This window comes from Chitinophaga sp. (assembly GCF_035761305.1).
Lineage (GTDB): Bacteria > Bacteroidota > Bacteroidia > Chitinophagales > Chitinophagaceae > Chitinophaga.
Window position 1 is genome coordinate 89,599 of sequence record NZ_DASTRI010000286.1, and the last position, 19,528, is coordinate 109,126.

The 19,528-nt window shown below is 50.3% G+C and carries 18 protein-coding genes; 9 read left to right on the forward strand and 9 right to left on the reverse strand.

Going from position 1 to position 19,528, the window contains the following annotated elements:
• Positions 1-116 precede the first annotated feature (116 nt).
• The 7 genes from VFS25_RS24600 to VFS25_RS24630 form a co-directional block, all read right to left on the reverse strand.
• Positions 117-1,814, reverse strand: coding sequence for a GMC family oxidoreductase (locus VFS25_RS24600; RefSeq protein ID WP_326464842.1), 1,698 nt, complete (start codon positions 1,812-1,814; stop codon positions 117-119).
• A 41-nt stretch (positions 1,815-1,855) separates the two neighbouring features.
• A complete protein-coding gene (locus VFS25_RS24605) occupies positions 1,856-2,431 on the reverse strand; it encodes a gluconate 2-dehydrogenase subunit 3 family protein (RefSeq protein ID WP_326464843.1) in 576 nt (191 codons plus the stop codon).
• 262 nt (positions 2,432-2,693) lie between these two features.
• A complete protein-coding gene (locus tag VFS25_RS24610; RefSeq protein ID WP_326464844.1) occupies positions 2,694-3,443 on the reverse strand; it encodes a L,D-transpeptidase family protein in 750 nt (249 codons plus the stop codon).
• 37 nt (positions 3,444-3,480) lie between these two features.
• On the reverse strand, positions 3,481-3,690 hold the full coding sequence (locus VFS25_RS24615) for a hypothetical protein (protein WP_326464845.1): 210 nt from the start codon (positions 3,688-3,690) through the stop codon (positions 3,481-3,483).
• Positions 3,691-3,962: 272 nt separating this feature from the next.
• Complete coding sequence (hppD, locus tag VFS25_RS24620; RefSeq protein ID WP_326464846.1) at positions 3,963-5,090, reverse strand: 4-hydroxyphenylpyruvate dioxygenase; 1,128 nt, start codon at positions 5,088-5,090, stop codon at positions 3,963-3,965.
• A 248-nt stretch (positions 5,091-5,338) separates the two neighbouring features.
• Positions 5,339-5,713, reverse strand: coding sequence for an aspartyl protease family protein (locus tag VFS25_RS24625; protein WP_326464847.1), 375 nt, complete (start codon positions 5,711-5,713; stop codon positions 5,339-5,341).
• A 142-nt stretch (positions 5,714-5,855) separates the two neighbouring features.
• The gene (locus VFS25_RS24630; RefSeq protein WP_326464848.1) at positions 5,856-6,848 is read right to left on the reverse strand and encodes an aldo/keto reductase; all 993 of its coding nucleotides are present in this window, start codon (positions 6,846-6,848) and stop codon (positions 5,856-5,858) included.
• A gap of 98 nt (positions 6,849-6,946) precedes the next feature.
• Here VFS25_RS24630 and VFS25_RS24635 point away from each other — a divergent pair, with 98 nt between their 5' ends.
• A complete protein-coding gene (locus VFS25_RS24635; RefSeq protein ID WP_326464849.1) occupies positions 6,947-7,510 on the forward strand; it encodes an HD domain-containing protein in 564 nt (187 codons plus the stop codon).
• 75 nt (positions 7,511-7,585) lie between these two features.
• On the opposite strand, the gene VFS25_RS24640 is transcribed toward VFS25_RS24635, so the two are convergent.
• A complete protein-coding gene (locus tag VFS25_RS24640) occupies positions 7,586-8,743 on the reverse strand; it encodes a homogentisate 1,2-dioxygenase (RefSeq protein ID WP_326464850.1) in 1,158 nt (385 codons plus the stop codon).
• Between the two features lie 730 nt (positions 8,744-9,473).
• On the opposite strand from VFS25_RS24640, the gene thrA reads away from it, so the two are divergent.
• The 5 genes from thrA to rpe all read left to right on the forward strand — a co-directional run bounded on the left by thrA (position 9,474) and on the right by rpe (position 16,774).
• A complete protein-coding gene (thrA, locus tag VFS25_RS24645) occupies positions 9,474-11,924 on the forward strand; it encodes a bifunctional aspartate kinase/homoserine dehydrogenase I (RefSeq protein WP_326464851.1) in 2,451 nt (816 codons plus the stop codon).
• 225 nt (positions 11,925-12,149) lie between these two features.
• Positions 12,150-13,076: a homoserine kinase gene (locus VFS25_RS24650; RefSeq protein ID WP_326464852.1), complete on the forward strand. Its 927-nt coding sequence runs from the start codon at positions 12,150-12,152 to the stop codon at positions 13,074-13,076.
• Between the two features lie 40 nt (positions 13,077-13,116).
• Positions 13,117-14,424: a threonine synthase gene (thrC, locus tag VFS25_RS24655; protein ID WP_326464853.1), complete on the forward strand. Its 1,308-nt coding sequence runs from the start codon at positions 13,117-13,119 to the stop codon at positions 14,422-14,424.
• 179 nt (positions 14,425-14,603) lie between these two features.
• On the forward strand, positions 14,604-15,713 hold the full coding sequence (locus VFS25_RS24660) for a tetratricopeptide repeat protein (RefSeq protein WP_326464854.1): 1,110 nt from the start codon (positions 14,604-14,606) through the stop codon (positions 15,711-15,713).
• A gap of 395 nt (positions 15,714-16,108) precedes the next feature.
• Positions 16,109-16,774, forward strand: coding sequence for a ribulose-phosphate 3-epimerase (gene rpe, locus VFS25_RS24665; protein ID WP_326464855.1), 666 nt, complete (start codon positions 16,109-16,111; stop codon positions 16,772-16,774).
• 36 nt (positions 16,775-16,810) lie between these two features.
• Here rpe and VFS25_RS24670 read toward each other — a convergent pair whose 3' ends face one another.
• Positions 16,811-17,206 (reverse strand): response regulator, encoded by a 396-nt coding sequence (locus VFS25_RS24670; RefSeq protein ID WP_326464856.1) that lies wholly within the window; start codon positions 17,204-17,206, stop codon positions 16,811-16,813.
• Between the two features lie 200 nt (positions 17,207-17,406).
• Here VFS25_RS24670 and VFS25_RS24675 point away from each other — a divergent pair, with 200 nt between their 5' ends.
• The 3 genes from VFS25_RS24675 (at position 17,407) to VFS25_RS24685 (ending at position 19,325) form a co-directional block, all read left to right on the forward strand.
• Complete coding sequence (locus tag VFS25_RS24675) at positions 17,407-17,541, forward strand: hypothetical protein (RefSeq protein ID WP_326464857.1); 135 nt, start codon at positions 17,407-17,409, stop codon at positions 17,539-17,541.
• A 134-nt stretch (positions 17,542-17,675) separates the two neighbouring features.
• Positions 17,676-18,635, forward strand: coding sequence for a PhoH family protein (locus VFS25_RS24680; RefSeq protein WP_326464858.1), 960 nt, complete (start codon positions 17,676-17,678; stop codon positions 18,633-18,635).
• A 225-nt stretch (positions 18,636-18,860) separates the two neighbouring features.
• Positions 18,861-19,325, forward strand: coding sequence for a DUF4878 domain-containing protein (locus tag VFS25_RS24685; RefSeq protein WP_326464859.1), 465 nt, complete (start codon positions 18,861-18,863; stop codon positions 19,323-19,325).
• Positions 19,326-19,528 lie beyond the last annotated feature (203 nt).

The following is a 19,528-nucleotide window of genomic DNA, read 5'->3' on the forward strand; positions in this document are numbered from 1 at the left end:
CCTATAAATTACAAATGGTCAATTACAAATCAAACCTCGCCGTTACAGTTAACCATGTTATGCTGTTCACCATCGCGGCTAATTCGTAATTCGTAATTGACCAATTCGTAATTGACTTATATGTTTCCTTTCTTCATTTCCTTTACCGCGTAATCTACCGCACGGGCAGTAAGCGCCATGTAGGTAAGCGACGGGTTTACGCAGGCGGTAGATACCATGCAGGCGCCGTCTGTTACAAACACGTTCTTTACGGCGTGCATCTGGTTCCAGCTGTTAAGGATGGAGGTTTTAGGATCGCGTCCCATACGGGCGGTGCCCATTTCATGAATAGCCATACCGGGGTAAGAACCGTTATCAAAGGTGCGTATATCCTTGGCGCCGGCTGCTTCCAGCATTTCCGCCGCATCGTTCATCATATCTTTCCGCATCTTCATTTCATTTTCCTTGAACTCTGCATCAAACTTCAGCACCGGCTGTCCCCAGATGTCTTTTACGGAATTATCCAGCGTTACCTTGTTTTCCTCGTAGGGCAGGCACTCGCCAAAACCGCCCAGGCCCATGGTCCAGGTACCGGGTTCTGAGATGGCATCCTTAAAGTCCTTGCCTACACCCATTTCGGCAATGCCGCGCTGCCATCCGCTGCGGCTGGCGCCGCCCTGGTAGCCGAAGCCGCGCAGGTAATCGCGCTTGTCGCTGCCAATGTTGCGGTAGCGGGGTATGTAAATGCCGTTGGCGCGGCGGCCAAAGTAGTAGTGATCGTCAAAACCTTCCACAGTGCCGGATGCGCCGGTGCGGAAGTGGTGGTCCATCAGGTATTTGCCCAGTACGCCGCTGTCGTTGCCCAAACCATTGGGGAAGCGGTTCGACGTAGAGTTCATCAGCACAAAAGTAGAGCCCAGGGTAGAGCCGTTCACAAAAACGATCTTGGCGTAATACTCGGTCATTTCCTTGGTATGCGAGTCTATTACGCGTACGCCGGTGGCTTTGTTTTGCTTTTCATCATAAATGATGGAGTTCACAATAGAGTCGGGGCGCAGGGTAAGGTTACCGGTGGCCATTGCTGCAGGCAGGGTAGATGACTGCGTGCTGAAGTAAGCGCCAAACGGGCATCCGCGGCTGCACAGGTTACGGAACTGGCAGTTGGTACGGCCCGGCAGGGGCTTGGTAATGTTGGCCACACGGCCTATGGTCATAGTACGGCCTTTAAACTTCTCTTCTATCCTTTTCTTCACTTCCTTTTCCACGCAGTTCATGTCCATCGGCGGCATAAACTGTCCGTCCGGCAGCTGGGGCAGCCCTTCGGCCTGGCCGCTGATACCGGCAAAGCGCTCCACATAATCGTACCAGGGAGCTATATCCTTGTAGCGGATAGGCCAGTCTACGGCAATGCCGTCTTTCAGGTTGGCTTCAAAATCAAGGTCGCTCCAGCGGTACGACTGGCGGCCCCACATAATGGATTTACCGCCTACAATATCCGGGCGGTACCAGTCAAACCTTTTTACTTCGTTATACGGGCTGTCGCTGTCTTTTATCCAGAATTTTTCGTTATGCTCGCTGTAAGGGTAGTCGCGTTTCAGCTTGGGATGCGTTTCGCGCTGCTCGTTGGTAATACGGCCCCTGTGCTGAAATTCCCAGGGCGCTTTGGTGGCGGTATCATAATCCTTTACGTGCTCCAGCTTTTTACCACGGTCCAGCATCAGCACTTTCAAACCTTTTTCAGTAAGCTCTTTAGCGGCCCATCCGCCGCTTACGCCGGAACCGATCACAATTGCATCGTAGGTGTTCTGTTCCTTTGCCTTTATATTCAGATTCATGGAATTTTTACGTTTTGTAGTGAATACATTTACTGTTGGTTTTACATAGCCCAGGCCTTCTCGCCCTTCTTGTACGGGGTGCAGCCTTCATATTTACCAGGTACGGCCACATAGCGCAGGGCTTTGGTGGCGCCGGGTTCGGAGGTAAAGTAGCCTAACAGCGTAAGCTCTTTAATGAGCTGGAAATAATGCACAGGGTCTTCTTTCTTTTTGTTCTCACGTTTATTGTAGGCCACGCGCTCTTTATCTATTTCAGTGAGCAGGGCGGTCTTTTGATCGGCGGTGAGCTTAACAAAAGGCTTTTTGTACTGCTTGTTGCTGGCTTCATCTATCTTCTTCAGGCCGTCCAGCAATACCTGCTGGTCTTTCTGCTCATAGCAGTCGTTCATCATCATCACAATAAATTCGTCAACCTTGGCCGCCTTTGCACCTGGCGTATCGGTTTCCGGGATAATGGTTTCCGTAATTTCGGCTAACGCGGATTTGGTTTCCGGCGCGTTCAGGGCGTAGTTCTTAGGCGCGGAGCTTGTACAGCCTTCGAGGGCCGCTAACGTGGAAGCAGAAATGGCGCTGCCCATTAGCAGGGCAACGTTCTTAATAGCATCTCTTCTGTTCATAATGGTAAATTGATTTGACCTTTCGGCTCAAGTTTTGAAAAATATGGCAAAAAACAAACACCGTCCCTAAAATAATCAATAAGTGGATAATTATGTACTACAAAACGCGGTAACCGGCCGGCTATGATCATAAACGGTTGCAGATTAACAATATTATAACGTCCCGGGGGGAGATAAACAGCGCCTGAAAAGGGATGGCGGCAATAAAAAAGCGGCTGCCCCGGGAAAGAACAGCCGCTTCGCTATATACAATGTAGTACCGTTACATTATATACTTACCCTTATTATCTACCAGCACTACCGGCAGGCGGTGGTGCTTTTCAAAATAGTCGTAGGCGCTTTTCAGCTCTACCCAAAACTGCTGGGAGCTGTTATCCGTAAGGGATACGCCGCCCAGGTAGTCCATAGAGCGGGTATTACCGAATTTTACCGGGTAAACATGCACGGGTATGAAATCCTGCCCGGCATTTTTAGCGTTTACGGCCAGTATGTACACTTCCTCAATGTATTCGTCGGTTAAAGGAATGCAGCCAACAGTAAGGCAGCTGCCGTGTATATAGATCTCGCCGCCCGGTTTTTTAGGGTCGCTCAGTATCTTATCGGAATAATTGGGATAATTTAACCCCAGTGACAGGTGGTAGTTGCTGTTAGGATTAAAATCGTTGATGTAATAGAATCCTTCCGGCACCTGGCGGTCGCCTTCCTTACGTTTGGGGCCCATTTTGCCGGAAAGGGTACATACCCGGTAGGTTTTGAACAGGCGGAAGGTATCGGTCACGCTGTTCTTTACCCATACTTCCAGCTCACTATCCAGCTTAAAGGAACGTAAAAAAATATATTTGGCCGGGTAAGTAAGCCCTTTTTTCTCAAATTCCTTTTTCAGCGCTTCCTCCTTGTCCCGGTAGGCGGTGCCTACCTTGGGAAACAGCTTCTGGTTCTCCAGGAATGATTGCTGCGCCCATGCTGTTGACACGCTGCACACTAATAATACCGCTGCAATGATCCGCTTCATATATTTTTTAACAAAGTTTTATACCACATAAGTCCCGTTATCCCGGCTGGTGCCCCCTGCCGAACAGGTTAATATACGCCAGCAGGAATAATAATAATGCAAAAATAATATATATAACAATACCAATTTTGCGGTTGGTTAACCTCATTATATAATGCTCATGCCCCTGGTAAATGAGGTAGGCTGTAATGGATTGAAAAATTCCCCCCAGCAGGAACAAGATACCGAATATTGTTTGTGTACTCATAAAACAAACGTGCTAAAGTTGTGGATTATTGTCAAAATTACGGCAGGCCGGGCGCATGTGCAAGCAGCGGCATAAACAATAAGGGCCGGGGCGGCCAGAAGGAATGTAAAATCATAAATGTAAAATTTTAAATACTAAATGTAAAAGTAAAATGCCCCAAAACCAGGTACAGTAATGTATCAGGTGAGTTTTACTTTTACATTTTAGATTTTACATTTATGATTTTACATTCCTTCTGGCCGCCCCAGCCCGGTCCTGTTTCACAGATGGGATCAGAGGTTACCCCTGCGCGCCTGCTCTCTTTCTATTGACTCGAACAGCGCTTTAAAATTGCCTTTCCCAAAGGATTTGGCGCCTTTGCGTTGTATGATCTCAAAAAATACGGTAGGACGGTCCTGTATGGGTTTGGTGAATATCTGCAGCAGGTAGCCTTCCTCATCGCGGTCAACCAGGATGCCCAGCTCCCGCAGCGGGGCAATGTCTTCATCTATTTTGCCCACCCGCTCCAGCAGCTCATCATAATAAGAGGCCGGTACTGTGAGGAACTCCACGCCTCTGCGCTGCAGCTCGCTAACAGTATGGATAATGTCGTTGGTGGCAATGGCTACATGCTGTACGCCGGGGCCGCCGTAAAAATCCAGGTACTCCTCGATCTGCGATTTCTTTTTGCCTTCTGCCGGCTCGTTGATGGGAAATTTTACGCGGCCGTTGCCATTGCTCATTACCTTGCTCATGAGAGCGGAGTATTCCGTGGAAATATCCTTGTCGTCAAAGGAAATGAGGTTGTGAAAGCCCATGGCTTCGGCGTAAAAGTTTACCCAGGTGTTCATTTCGTTCCAGCCTACATTGCCCACGCAATGGTCAACATATTGTAAACCGGTTTCCGTGGGGTTATAGGCGGTTTTCCACTCCCTGTAACCCGGCAGGAAGAGGCCGTTGTAGTTCCGGCGCTCAACAAAAATGTGTACGGTATCGCCATAGGTGTGTATGCCGCTGCGCACCACTTCGCCATGCTCGTCTTTTTCCACTACCGGCTGCATAAAGGGGCGGGCGCCTCTTTTCACGGTTTCTTCAAAGGCCGCGCGGGCATCATCCACCCACAGCGCCAGCACTTTTACGCCATCCCCGTGCTTTTCAATGTGGTGGGAGATGTCGTTGCCGGGCTTTAATGGCGTGGTAAGCACAAAGCGCAGCTTGTTTTGTACCAGCACGTAAGAGGCGCGGTCCTTTACGCCGGTTTCAGGGCCGGCATAAGCTACCGACTGGAAGCCGAAGGCGGTTTTATAAAAGTGCGCGGCCTGCCTGGCATTGCCTACATAAAATTCAACATAATCGGTACCGTTCAGCGGTAAAAAGTCCTGTGCATTGGTGTTTGCTACAGGTGCGGTAGCTGTATGCATGTTTATGGATTTAGAAAGTTTTGGTGTATGTGATTGGTTTATGAATACATTCAATGAGGAATACCGTGTATAACACACGTTGCGGGCTTGTACACAATACCGTTGGAGTAATAGTCAGCAGTAACAGCCGGCATCAGGCGGCTAACGAATCCATGGCCAGAGTAGCCATTAAGAAGTAATATGAATGCAGGTTATGCATGAAATGGTTGCTAACGCAATTATACGAAGTATTTGGGAATTGAGCGGGATTATTTCATTTTCATTTGGGCGAAATAAGGATGATCGGGGTTGACAATCAGCTCCTGCCGCAGCGGATGGATGAGCACATCCATATCTTCCAGGGGAATGGCGCCCAGTAAGGGCTCGGAATTACCTGGCAACACCATGGCGCGGCAGGTAGTTTGGCGGTTCTTGAAACGCAGCTCCACCGGCGCTACCACATCACATTCAACAATGTGGCCGTTGGCCAGCTGCGCTTTTCCTTTCTCAACAACAGGCAGCTGCAGCTGTTCCTGTATGTTTTCATTGATAGCCAGCATATAGGAGCCGGTATCTACCAGCGCATTCACCCACATCCGTTTTACTTCATCCTGGTCCATATAGCCACGGCGGACTAATTCCAAATCTCCGCCATTTATAAGTTCTATTTCTGCGTAAACTAAACCCATAATCACAAATATAAGGATTTATAGCATTGATCATCTGACACAAAAAACCCGGGAAAGCGCTTTACCTTCCCGGGTCTTCTATCGTATATAAACATCTTTACGCCAGCTGCAGCTTATACAGCCGCTCATTAATATAATCAATCTCCTCTGCGCTCAGCTTTACATTAATGGCTTTGGCATTTTGTATGGCCTGGTTGGCATCGCGGGCGCCTACCAGGGCTACGGTAATGCCCGGGCGCTCAATGGTCCAGCGGATCACCAGCTGCGCCAGCGTAGCGTTTTTACTTTCCGCCATAGGCCGCAGCTCATCCAGGAAAGCATTAATGCGGTTAATGTTATCCGGCTGGTAAAAGCGGTTGCCTTCGCGGGTATCGCCTTCATTAAACTGGTGGCCGGGCTTTATTTTGCCCGTAAGAATGCCCCTTTGCAGCGGGCTGTAAGCCAGTATGCCTATCTTGTTTTCTATACAGTACGGCACCAGCTCTTTTTCAATACTTCTTTCCACCATGCTAAAGGGTACCTGGTTAGAGGCCAGCTTCACCACGTTGTTTGCTGCCTGCGTTTGCTCCACATTATAGTTGCAAACACCGGCCTCCCTTATTTTGCCCTGCTCCTTCAGGCGCAGTACGGCCTCATAGCTTTCTTCTATGGGCGTGGTTACATCCGGCCAGTGTATCTGCAGCAGGTCAATATAATCTGTGCCCAGCCTTTTAAGGCTGTTCTCACATTCTTCTATGATGCTTTCTTTGCCGGCATACTTATAAATGTCAATGTCTTTGCCGCTGTTGTCTTTGCTTTTAAAGGCCAGGGTACCTTTGGTCAGGTCCCACCGCATGCCGAACTTGGTGAGCAGCTGCAGCTTGTCGCGCTGCTGCCCTTTAATGGCTTCCCCTACGATCTCCTCACTCAATCCCTGCCCGTAAATAGGCGCGGTGTCAATAGACGTTACGCCGTGCTCAATAGCCGCATGAATGGCTTCCACCGCGTCTTTCCGCTCTGCGCCGCCCCACATCCAACCGCCAATGGCCCATGCGCCAAATGTAATGGCCGATACTTTTAAATTACTCTCTCCTAGTTGCCTGTATTCCATATGATGACTGATTTAGAAGGTACCAAAGATAAAAGTAAATAAAAGGCAAAGCAGGTATTTTTTTTGCTATTACTTTATATCTTTTTGAATAGCTGCGCATGATGGAAACAATACTGGAACAGGTAAGAGATTTTGCAGACCGTGCCCATGGCGAACAAACCCGCAAATACACGCCGGACCGCTACATTGTGCACCCCGTGCGGGTAATGGCGCTTTGCCGGAGCTATACAGCAGATGTGACCGTGCTCTCCGCAGCGCTGCTGCACGATGTGCTGGAAGATACCCCCGTTACCAAAGAAACCATTTACAACTTCCTGTTACCGATCATGGGCGATGGCAATGCAGTTAAAACCATTGAGCTGGTAGAGGCCCTCACAGATGTGTACGTAAAAGCCAGCTACCCGCATATGAACCGGCGGGCCCGCAAAGCCAGGGAGGCAGAGCGGCTGGCTCATACACCGACAGAAGCGCAAACCATTAAGTACGCGGATATTATCGACAACTCAACAGAAATAGCGCAGCAGGATCCCTCCTTTGCAAAAGTGTTCCTGCACGAAGCACAACAGCTGCTGCGCGTTATGACCGCAGGCAACCCGCAGCTGCGGCAGCAGGCGGTAGATACGGTAACACGGGCCAGGGAAATGCTGCAAAACCGGCCATAACAGCCGGTACATGAGGCCGTTTTAATGCAAGCATGTGCCTGTTACCGCAATAACCGGCCCGTTATTGCCCAAGCCTTACTCGGCCCAGCTCATTACATAGCCTTTGTCTTCAATTGCCAGCGCATCTTCCGTAATCTGCAGCGGATGAAAAGTGTCTACCATTACGGCCAGCTCTTTTGTTTCCTTTGCCCCAATGCTCTTTTCTACAGCGCCTGGGTGCGGCCCGTGCGGTATGCCGCCGGGGTGCAAGGTAATCATGCCACGGGTTACGTGCTTGCGGCTCATAAAATCCCCGTCTACATAATACAGCAGCTCATCGCTGTCAATATTACTGTGGTTGTAGGGCGCAGGTATGGAAAGGGGATGATAGTCGAACAGGCGGGGACAAAAAGAGCACACTACAAAGTTTTTGCCCTCAAAGGTCTGGTGTACCGGGGGCGGCTGGTGCACACGGCCGGTAATAGGCTCAAAATCGTGAATAGAAAAGGCAAACGGGTACTCGCAGCCATCCCAGCCCACCACATCAAACGGGTGATGCGCGTAGTGGATGGGGTACATCATGCCCTTCTTTTTTATACGGACCAGGAAATCCCCCGCTTCGTCAATGGTTTGCAGGTTTTGCGGCTGCCGGATGTCCCTTTCACAAAAAGGCGCATGCTCCATCAGTTGCCCGTACTGGCTTAAGTACCGCTTGGGAAAACGGATAGGACTAAACGACTCTACAATGAACAAGCGGTTGTTGGTGCCTGTAAAGCTAACCTGGTAAATGGTGCCCCGGGGTATTACCAGGTAATCACCATAATCGAAAGGCAGCTGCCCGTACTGCGTGTGCAGCACACCGGAGCCTTCGTGCACAAAGATCATTTCATCGGCATCGGCATTTTTGTAAAAATAGTCCTGCATGCCATGCTGCGGCGCGGCCAGCACAATTTGGCAATCGCTGTTTACCAGCACGGCTTTGCGGCTGGCCAGGAAATCGGGCACCGGTTTAATATTAAAGCCCTGGAAGCTGCGGTGCTTCAGCATTTTTTCTTCTGCTATGCGGGGTGCGGCAGCATAAGGTTCATCTACCTTAATGATTTCCGTGGGCGGATGGCAGTGGTACAACAGCGAGTAATGCGATGAAAACCCTTCTGTAGAAAAAAGCTGCTCCGAATACAGGGAGCCGTTGGGTTTACGGAACTGGGTATGGCGTTTATGCGGGATCTGTCCCAGCTTATAGTATTGAGGCATGTGACCGTTTTTGAAGTAAGATAAATGAAGTAAGATGATTGAATTAAGAAGCAGGATATGGAAATAAAGCGCCCGGATGTGCAACCGCTAATATTTTTCTTTTTGCTTTTTCCCTTTTACTTTTTGCTTCGTTTACACAAACGAGTCCATGGCAAGTGTTGCCAGCAGGAAATAATATTTCCATTTCCGTTTATCAATATAATACGTGAAATTCCTGAAGTAAGGCATAAAAGCACCTTTATATATCAAAAATAGCCTATTGCGGTAATATCGTCCAACTTTTCCCTCACTCACCCACGCAAATTATCCTCGCTGCTGCTTTCAATGCTTACGCCATTATCCGCCCAACAGCTCCAATCATTCCTTCTCCCGCTTCCGCCATCCCATTAACAAACCCATCCACAACCGCCTGATATTTCGTATTTCTTCTTAATAATCCAATGTAATTTTAATTATTTCAAAAATTTGACAATTAAGTTGCTTTTTAAACTTAAAATTTCCACTTTTGTTACCGGAAAGTAAATTTTCTACCATAGTGCTACCAATATCTACATACTTTATTATTACAGCAGGCCCTGGCTCCGGGGCTGGCATCAGCACTATTACCACAACCACCATTACAACCCCTGTGAGGGGTTAATGAAAACATATCGTCCCACGACCACTCCGGTGGCAGGTCCCGCAAAGGGAACACACTTTTTCTACGCATCCATCAATTCAAAGTTTCACCATGCAGGTATTAAAATTCGGCGGTACGTCTATGGGCAGTACCAGGGCTATAGAACAGGTTTGCAATATCATCCTTCACCTGAAACCCCAGGGCCGCTTTGCTATTGTGGCTTCTGCCATGAGCGGCGTTACAGATAAGCTGATCCGGTGCGGACAGCTTGCTGCCAAAGGCCAGGACCAGTATAAAACCGTATTACAGGAAATTGAAACCCTTCATCTCAACACCATCCGCACCCTGTTCCCGATTACCGCCCAAAGCGGCATTATAAGCCAGGTAAAGAAAAAGCTGAATACCCTGGAAACCCTGTGCGACGGCATTTTCCAGGTGGAAGAGCTGAGCAAGCGCTCCCTGGATAAAATCATGAGCTTCGGGGAGCTGGTATCTTCCTATATGCTGGCCGAAAAGCTGAAACAGCTGGGCGCACCCGCCGCCTGGAAAGACAGCCGGGAGCTGATTGTGACCGACGCCTACTTTGGCAGCGCCCATGTTAATTTCCTGGCCACTAACCACCAGGTAGCCGAGTACTTCCAGGAAGAGAAGGCCGACTACGTGGTGCTACCCGGCTTCGTAGCCGCCACCGCCGAAGGGGAAACCACTACCCTGGGCCGCGGCGGGTCCGACTATACCGCCGCTATTGTTGCCGCAGCCGTAAATGCGGAAGTGCTGGATATCTGGACAGATGTCAGCGGCATGATGACCGCCGACCCGCGCCTGGTATCGCAGGCCATTCCCATTCCGCACATCAGCTATGAGGAAGCCATGGAGCTTTCCCACTTCGGCGCCAAGGTGATTTACCCGCCTACCATACAACCGGTAATGACCAAACGCATTCCCATCTGGATCAAAAATACCTTTGCGCCGGAAGACCACGGCACCCTTATTCATGTGCACGACGGCCATAACCGCAGCTACCCGGTAACCGGCATTTCCGGCATACAGCACATTGCGCTGCTAACGCTGGAAGGCAGCGGCATGATAGGCATTCCCGGGTTTTCCCGCCGCCTGTTCGACGCCCTTTTGCAGGAGCGCATTAACGTTATACTCATTACCCAAAGCTCATCCGAGCACTCCATAACAGTAGGCATACACGAAACAGATATGCTGAAGGCAAAAACAATCGTTGACAGCGAGTTTGCACAGGAAATACAGGAAAAGCAGATAGAGCCGCTGATCGTAGAGCGCGACCTTTGCATTGTAGCCGTTGTAGGCGACAAAATGAAGAACCACCACGGCACCAGCGGCAAGCTGTTTGGCGCCCTGGGCCGCAACGGGGTGAATGTGCGCGCTATCGCGCAGGGCTCTACGGAAAAAAATATTTCGGCGGTAATTAACCGCCCGGATATTAAAAAGGCCCTGAACGTTATTCACGAAGCCTTTTTTGAAACACCGCTGAAACAGGTGAACGTATTTATTGCCGGCGTAGGCAATGTAGGCAGCAAGCTGCTGGAGCAGCTGCAGCAGCAGCACAGCTATCTCGAAAAAGAGCTGGGCCTGCAGATAAGGGTAGCCGGTATTGCCAACAGCAAAAAAATGCTGTTTGGCCATGAAACCATTAATATTACCGATTGGAAAGCGCAGCTGGCGGCAGCAGGCGAAAACACCGACATCTGGACTTTTGTACAGAAAATAAAATCCCTGAACCTGCGCAACAGCGTATTTGTAGATAACACCGCCAGCGGCGACGTGGCGGCGGTATACGGCGAGTTCCTGCAGCACGGCATATCCGTGGTTACCTGCAACAAAATAGCCTGCGCATCCGACTACGCCTATTATAAACAGCTGAAAGAGCTGGCCCGCCGCTATAATGCATTGTTCCTGTTTGAAACCAATGTAGGCGCAGGCCTGCCGGTGATCAATACCCTGAACGACCTGGTACGCAGCGGCGATAAGGTGAACAGCATAGAGGCCGTGCTTTCCGGCAGCCTGAACTACGTGTTCAATCACTTTGTGAACGACGTTTCTTTCCGGGAAGTGGTAAAGGCTGCGCAGGATGAAGGCTACACCGAGCCCGATCCGCGTATAGACCTGAGCGGTACCGACGTAATGCGCAAAATACTGATACTGGCCCGCGAAAGCGGCGCTGTGATGGAGCTTACAGATATTGTAAACAACTCATTCCTGCCCGAAGCCGCGCTGGAAGCGCCCTCTGTACCAGACTTCTACGAGCAGCTGGATGTGCATGCCAACCATTTCCGGCAGCTGCGCCAGCATGCCGATGCAGCAGGCAAACGCCTGAAATTTGTGGCCACCTACCGCAACGGCAAAGCTTCCGTAGGATTGCAGGCAGTAGGCCCGGAACACCCGTTCTACCAGCTGGAAGGCAAGGATAATATTGTGCTGTACACCACCAACCGCTATGCGCAGCAGCCGCTGATTGTAAAAGGCGCCGGCGCAGGAGCAGATGTAACGGCATCCGGCATTTTCGCGGATATTATCAGAACAGCGAGATAGAGGCAATTACGAATTTTGTGCGGTGGCTGAAAGTTGTTAACTGTAACAGCAAAGACTTAATTTGTAATTGGCAAGTGTAATTGATAATTATATGGTGATAGTTTTCATCACAACATAGCATAACACAACATACTATTGATAATTACAGATAATGAGTTGGCAGATGGAAGAACACCTGCATTCCAATTCGTAATTAGTAATTGATAATCCGTAATTAATTAACTCATGGACTCAATAAAAGTATTCGCACCCGGTACCGTAGCCAATGTAGCCTGCGGCTTTGATGTGGTAGGGCTGGCAATGGATGCCCCGGGCGATGAGATGATCATCCGCAGAAGCGAGCAGCCGGGCGTGCAGATCAGCGCAGTGCATGGCGCCCGCTTGTCTACCGACCCCGCGCAAAATGTGGCCGGCGTTGCCCTGCAGGCCCTGTTGCAGAAATATGACAACCCGGATATAGGCTTTGAGGTAGAGATATTCAAGAACATACAACCCGGCAGCGGTATAGGCTCCAGCGCCGCCAGCTCTGCCGGCGCAGTGGTAGGCGCCAACCATTTGCTGGGACAGCCCTTCACGCCCAAGCAGCTGGTGCGCTTTGCCATGGAAGGCGAGCGGCTGGCCAGCGGCGCTGCCCATGCGGATAATGTGGCCCCTGCCATTATGGGCGGCTTTACCCTGGTAAGAAGCTACAAGCCGCTGGACATCACCGGCCTGCATACGCCGGACGACTTATGGGTAACCGTTATACATCCGCAGATAGAGGTAAAAACCTCCGATGCCCGTGAAATACTGAAACAAAAAGTATTGATGACAGACGCCATTCGCCAGTGGGGCAATGTTGGCGCGCTGGTGGCCGGTTTGTACCAGCAAAATTATGGTCTTATCAGCCGCGCCCTGGAAGATGTGATTGTGGAGCCGGTACGCGCTATCCTCATTCCGGCCTTTTATGAGCTGAAGCTGAAGTGTAAGGAAACCGGCGCCCTGGGCGGCGGCATTTCCGGCTCCGGCCCGTCTGTATTCATGCTGAGCAAAGGCGAAGCCGTTGCCCGCCAGGTGGCCGATACCATGGACAGCGTGTATGCGCCGCTGGGCGTGGATTATAAAGTACACGTATCGCCCATTAATAAAGAAGGCGTAAAAGTAATAGGATGAACGAAGTAAGACCAACCGCTTACTTCATAATTTAACAGAGATGCAATATTTCAGCTTACAGAACAAACAACACCACGTATCTTTTGAACAAGCCGTTGTACAGGGGCTGGCGCCGGATAAAGGGCTTTATTTCCCTGAGCATATTCCTGCGCTGGAAAAAGACCTGGTGGATTTCCTGGATAATTACGACGATTTTGATATTGCCTACCGCGCCATTCAGCCGTTTGTAGGCAGTGAGATCCCCTCCCTTAAATTACAGCAGATCATACAGGACACATTAAGCTTTCCTTTTCCACTGCATCCTGTGCAAAAGGATGTATATGCGCTGGAGCTGTTCCATGGCCCTACCCTGGCGTTTAAGGATGTAGGCGCCCGTTTTATGGCCGGCTGCCTGGGCTACTTCCGCCGGAACGACGCCCGCCCGGTAACCGTGCTGGTGGCCACTTCGGGCGATACCGGCGGCGCCGTGGCCTATGGTTTCCATCATGTGCCCGGCGTGCAGGTAGTAATCCTGTACCCCAGCGGCAAGGTAAGCACGCTGCAGGAAAAGCAGCTCACTACGCTCAACGGCAACATTACCGCCCTGGAAATACAGGGCACTTTCGACGATTGCCAGCGCATGGTAAAAACCGCCTTCCTGGACCAGGAGCTGCAGCAGCACTCCCTGCTTACCTCTGCCAACTCCATTAACGTAGCCCGCTGGCTGCCGCAAATGTTCTATTACCTGCTGGCCGCCAAACAGGTGAAAATGATGGGGGCCGATCCTGGTATTATATTTTCGGTGCCCAGCGGCAACTTCGGCAACATTTGCGCAGGCATTATGGCCGCTGCCATGGGGCTTTCTGTAAAACATTTTGTGGCCAGCACCAATATAAACGATACAGTGCCGCGCTTTATGCAAAACGGCCGGTATGCGCCGCAGCCGGCCATGCCCACCCTTTCCAATGCCATGGATGTGGCGGATCCCAGCAATTTCGTACGGATATTGCAGTTATTTGCCAACAACCTGCCGTCACTGCAGCAGAAAATGTCGTCGTACAGCTTTACAGACGCGCAAACCGTGGCTGCTATGGAGCAGGTATGGCAGCAGCACGGCTATATGCTGGACCCGCACGGCGCTGTGGGTTATCTTGGCCTGCAGCAGTACCTGCAAAACAACCCCGGCCCGGCTACCGGTATTTTCCTGGAAACCGCCCACCCGGTTAAGTTTGCCGATACCGCGCCGGCCGGCCTGCAAGCAGCCATCACAATACCGGAACGCGTACAAACGCTGTACAAGCTGCAAAAGCAGGCGGTGTTGCTGCCGGCAGAATACGGCGCGCTAAAGGAATGGATGATGCAGCGCTAATGCCTATACGTTAAATGTACAATATCCAACACTATCATTTTTCAGGAAAGGAGCCTTCGCGGCTCCTACTTTTTTGCCGTCTTCTATACATCTACCCCGCGTCATATCCGTATCAAGTCCACATTAAGTCCACAATCTATTGGTAGTTCCTAGCGTTACAATTGCATAAAAACTTTACTATGACTGCCCTTTTACCCTGCTTCCGCCGGTATGGCCGCGCTGAAAACCGCTACAGCAGGCTCGCTGCAGCTGCTATAGCTATTTATGCACAGCATGCTTATTTTCGCAGCATGAAATATCTGCCGATCCTGTTATTTGCCGGCTGCCTTGCCTGTAACAATACCGCCACACCGGTCAAAAAAGCCGCAAAAGACTCCGTGCTTTACTCACCGCTTATCCTCCCGCTTACCGACTCCATCCAGCGGTTTCCCGGCAATGCCAACCTATACTTCCGCCGGGCGCTGTTGCTGTTTAATACGGATCCCGCCCTGGCCCAGGCTGACTTTGAAAAGGCCGCACAACTGCAGCCAACGGTTACCGATCATTGGGCAGGCGCCGGCGAAGCCGCCCTTATAACCGGACATTACAAAGCTGCGGGCGACTATTTTGAAAAAGCCCTGCAAACCGCCCCGGAAAATACTTACCTGCAATACCGCCTGGCCATGGCCTGGATAGAAACAAAGCAATACCCGCGCGCCGACAGCCTGGCCGCCGTTATGCAAAAAAAACCCGATGCCTTTGCACAGGCCTTTTACCTGAAAGCCCGCATGGCAGAGGATCATGGCGACACTGCCCAGGCCATCGGCCACCTGGAAACCGCTGTAGCCAAAGCCGGCAAACAAAGCGAGTATGAAGCGGTAATGGAGCTGGCCGACCTGCTGCGGGCGCACCATAACCAGGCAGCCGTGAAATATTATGAAATGGCGTTTGCCCAGGACCCCACCAATGCCGATCCCCTGTATGACATGGCGCAGTATTACCAGGAACAGCAAAAAATAAAGGAAGCAACAGCTACGTATAAACGATGTATAGAAGCAGACCCCGGGTATGCCGCTGCCTACATAGCGCTGGGCAGGCTGCACGCGCAGCAGCAGCAGTGGAAGCCCGCCCTTAATTATTTTACCCTGGCAGCCAGGGCCAAGCCTACTGATGCGGAAGCCTACTACTACCGCGGCCTTTGCTATGAGCAGCTGGGCAATAAAAAGGCTGCCCGGGATGATTACAGCAAAGCCCTTACCTTCCGTAAAAGCTACCCCGAAGCAAAAGCTGCGCTGGAAAGAGTGAAGTAATGGTCAATTACGACTCCGCGAAGGGGAGCATTGCCTGTTCCTCCTTACCGAAAGTGCCTTTGAAAATTATCATGCATGCGAATAATTACGAATGATGGATGTGCGACAGGAGCAGCTGCCTTAGTGAGCAACTTAGGTATTAGATAACAGGATCAAATGCAGCATACCGGTTGTAACCGCGGCTTTTACCAGGAAAGTAATTAAAGCTGCCTTATTAGGATTAAGATTATTTATGCGCTTTCATAAATTTGTGCTTATAATTGTAAGTGCAGTTATTTTCAGCAGCATGTATAATGCATTGCATGCCAGGTAACCGCTAATTAAAAACGGCACTTGTGCAATTCGTAATTATTCGCATTTCGTAATTGACAATTCGTAATTAACTCATAATTCTCATGGATTCTCGCTTTCCGCTCGTCGCTCCTTCCCTGCTGGCCGCTAATTTCCTGGAAATAGGTAAAGAAGTGGATATGGTAAACCGCAGCGAAGCCGACTGGCTGCACCTGGATGTAATGGACGGGCAGTTTGTACCCAACATCAGCTTTGGCCTTCCTGTAATTGCACAGGTAACGCAGCGGGCGCAAAAGGTATGCGATGTGCACCTGATGATAGAACATCCCGAACAGTATGCCGAAGCCTTTAAAAAGGCCGGCGCCGATATACTTACCGTACATGCCGAAGCCTGTGTGCACCTGCACCGCAACATACAGCAAATAAAATCGCTGGGCATGAAAGCCGGCGTGGCGCTTAACCCGCATACGCCGGTGCAGATACTGGAAAATGTAATCGCGGATATTGACGTGGTGCTGGTGATGAGCGTAAACCCGGGCTTTGGCGGGCAGTCATTTATTCCCCAAACACTGCCCAAGCTGCGGCAGTTGAAGGCGTTGATACAGCAGCACGGCTCGCAGGCATTGATTGAGGTAGATGGGGGCATTACCGTAGCCAACGCCGCCTCAGTAGTAGCAGCCGGCGCAGATGTGCTGGTAGCAGGCAATACCGTATTTTCCGCCCCGGACCCCGAAGCGGTGATCAGGCAGCTGAAACAATCGGGGAACTAAATAAGTACAGGGCTGCCGCTGTGCTGTAAAAACTTATCAATCCAGTCCTAGCTGTAAAATCGTGTCCCTGGATAAAGGCTTGGTAAGGTATCCTTTCACAAAAGAATAGCTGCTTACCCTTTCACGGTCGCTTTCATCAATGGAAGAAGTCAGCACATAGATCAGCACGTTCCTGCAAAGCGCGTTGTGCAGCCTGGAATACGCAGCCAGGAAGTCCCACCCGTCCATCACAGGCATGTTAAGGTCCAGTAATATCACATCCGGCAAAGCATTGTAATCCTCCTGGTGTCCCTGCAGGTAATCCAGCACTTCCTGTGCGTCGGAGAACGTCTGCATCGCATTGCTGATCCCCTGCCTGTCTATCATAATCTGTGTAATCTGCTGATGAATAGGATCGTCATCCACAATGAAAATCAAATTGAGCCGGTTCATAGTAGGGGAATATTCAAGCTTAAATGTAAGAAATAATTATTTGAATGGTTATACGTTGTTTATTACCAGCCACTTTTCCACGATTGTGGATTTTCCTATTTCAACATTTATTAAAGGTTGAATATCTTTGAGCGACTAAAAGTAGAAAGCATGAAAGTAATGATTATTACGGCCTCCCCGGCAAGTTACGGGAACTATTTATGAACGCGCAAAAGAACGGCTTTGGCGTGATCATTGCCGCGGCTGGTATGGCGGCTGTACAAACGCCTGGCGGCAGGCAAGGCAGGCGCCCGCAACGCAGCTATACTGGCAGCACGCATACCGGCGCCGGGTGATCCGGCTGTTGCTGAACGGGCTGAAGCGTTTAAGCAAAACGGTTACCGGATTTAGTAATTGCTTAACAATTCTGCCAGGCCGGTTTGACTGAAAACATTTATATTACAGCTGAACAGCTAAAATCAGACTAGATTTGACAGAATCAATTATCAACTTAGATAGCATTAACCCTATCGAGTTTTTCGGCGTTAATAACGGAAAACTGGACCTGCTCAAAAAGAAATTCCCGCTGCTAAAAATACTTTCCCGCGGTACGCAGCTTAAATTGTCCGGTGCGCCTGAAGAGGTAGCCACCGCAAAAGATAAGATAGGCCAGATTGTGAAGTACCTGGAACGTAACGGCAACCTCTCAGAAGGATATTTTGAACAGATACTGGGTGATGAGGAAAAGGTAGACAACTTTACAGACCGGAATCCGAATGATGTGCTGGTGTTTGGCCCCAACGGCCGTACCGTAAGGGCCCGCACGGCCAACCAGCAGAAAATGGTGTCACTGGCGGAAAAGAACGACATTGTATTCGCCATCGGGCCGGCAGGTACCGGTAAAACCTATACCGCCGTTGCCCTGGCCGTACGCGCCCTCAAGAACAAGGCCGTACGTAAGATCATTCTCACCCGCCCCGCGGTGGAAGCCGGCGAAAGCCTGGGTTTCCTGCCCGGCGACCTGAAGGAAAAAATAGATCCTTACCTGCGCCCGCTGTACGATGCGCTGGACGATATGATACCGGCCGACAAGCTGAGCTATTTTATGACCAACCGCGTAATAGAAATAGCACCACTGGCGTATATGCGTGGCCGTACGCTGGACAACTCCTTCATTATCCTGGATGAGGCGCAAAACGCTACGGACCTGCAGCTGAAAATGTTCCTGACCCGTATCGGCGCCTCCGCCAAAGCCATTATTACCGGCGATCTCACGCAAATTGACCTTCCCAAGAACCAGAAATCGGGGCTGGAAAAAGCCACCCGTATACTGCGGCATATAGACGGTATCGGCTACCTGCAGCTGGATGAGGAAGATGTGGTAAGGCACCGCCTGGTAAAAGCCATTATCCGGGCTTATGAAGGCGCCAAGGAGCGGGAAGAACATTAATGTAATCACTTACCGGCAATTAGCCTTTGGCAGCCAGCCCAAAGCCCCTCCCGGCTAAGGTCACAATTAACACTTCCTTAACAGCGTTTATAGTAAGTTCAACGCCTGAATACGGGGACGCTTGCGTATGGTTTGCAGTTGATACGTTTGAACGTATTGCTTTCTTTGTAGATTTAGACTTTCCCCCTATTTTTGTTAATGATATATTTTTAATTTAGCAACTGCATGACCAAATTTTTGCGAATTCTTACCCTTCTGTTCATAACAGGATACTTGCTGAGCGGTTGTAAAAAACGGGCTTCACCCCAGGAGGTGGCGCTTGAGTTTATGCATGCCATCCAGGAATCCAACTTTGAACAGGCCAGGGATTACGCCACCAAAGAGTCGCAACAGGTAATTCAGCTCTACTCTTTCTTTGATGCCCGCCGTAACGAAGCAGAACGGGAAAAGATCAAAAACGCCCATATAGAGGTGGTTGACAGCCAGGAGAACGGCGATAAAGCCACGGTTACCGTGCTCAACTCCTCCTCTAAACAAAAGGAAATGCTGCAGCTGATCAAAGAGCATGGCCAATGGAAAATATCCCTCACCTTCGAGAGTATTATCCCTAACTACATACCACCTGCCAGCTTTGACTCCAGCAACATGATGCAGCCCGATACCTTAATGCCGCCTGTACCGGTAAAATAACCTTTCCCCGGAATTTGGAATATGACATCCGGCGCTTTATTTTTGCGGCGCGTAAACCGTGCAGCCTAAGGGCACTGCCCTTCCATTCAACCGTTCACCTTTCAGAGCCGGTTAACAGTGAAAATGAGCATACGCCTTTATGCCGTAAGCAATAAAGCAGCATGCAGGGTTGCCATTGCACATACAACAATTTTTGGAGTAAC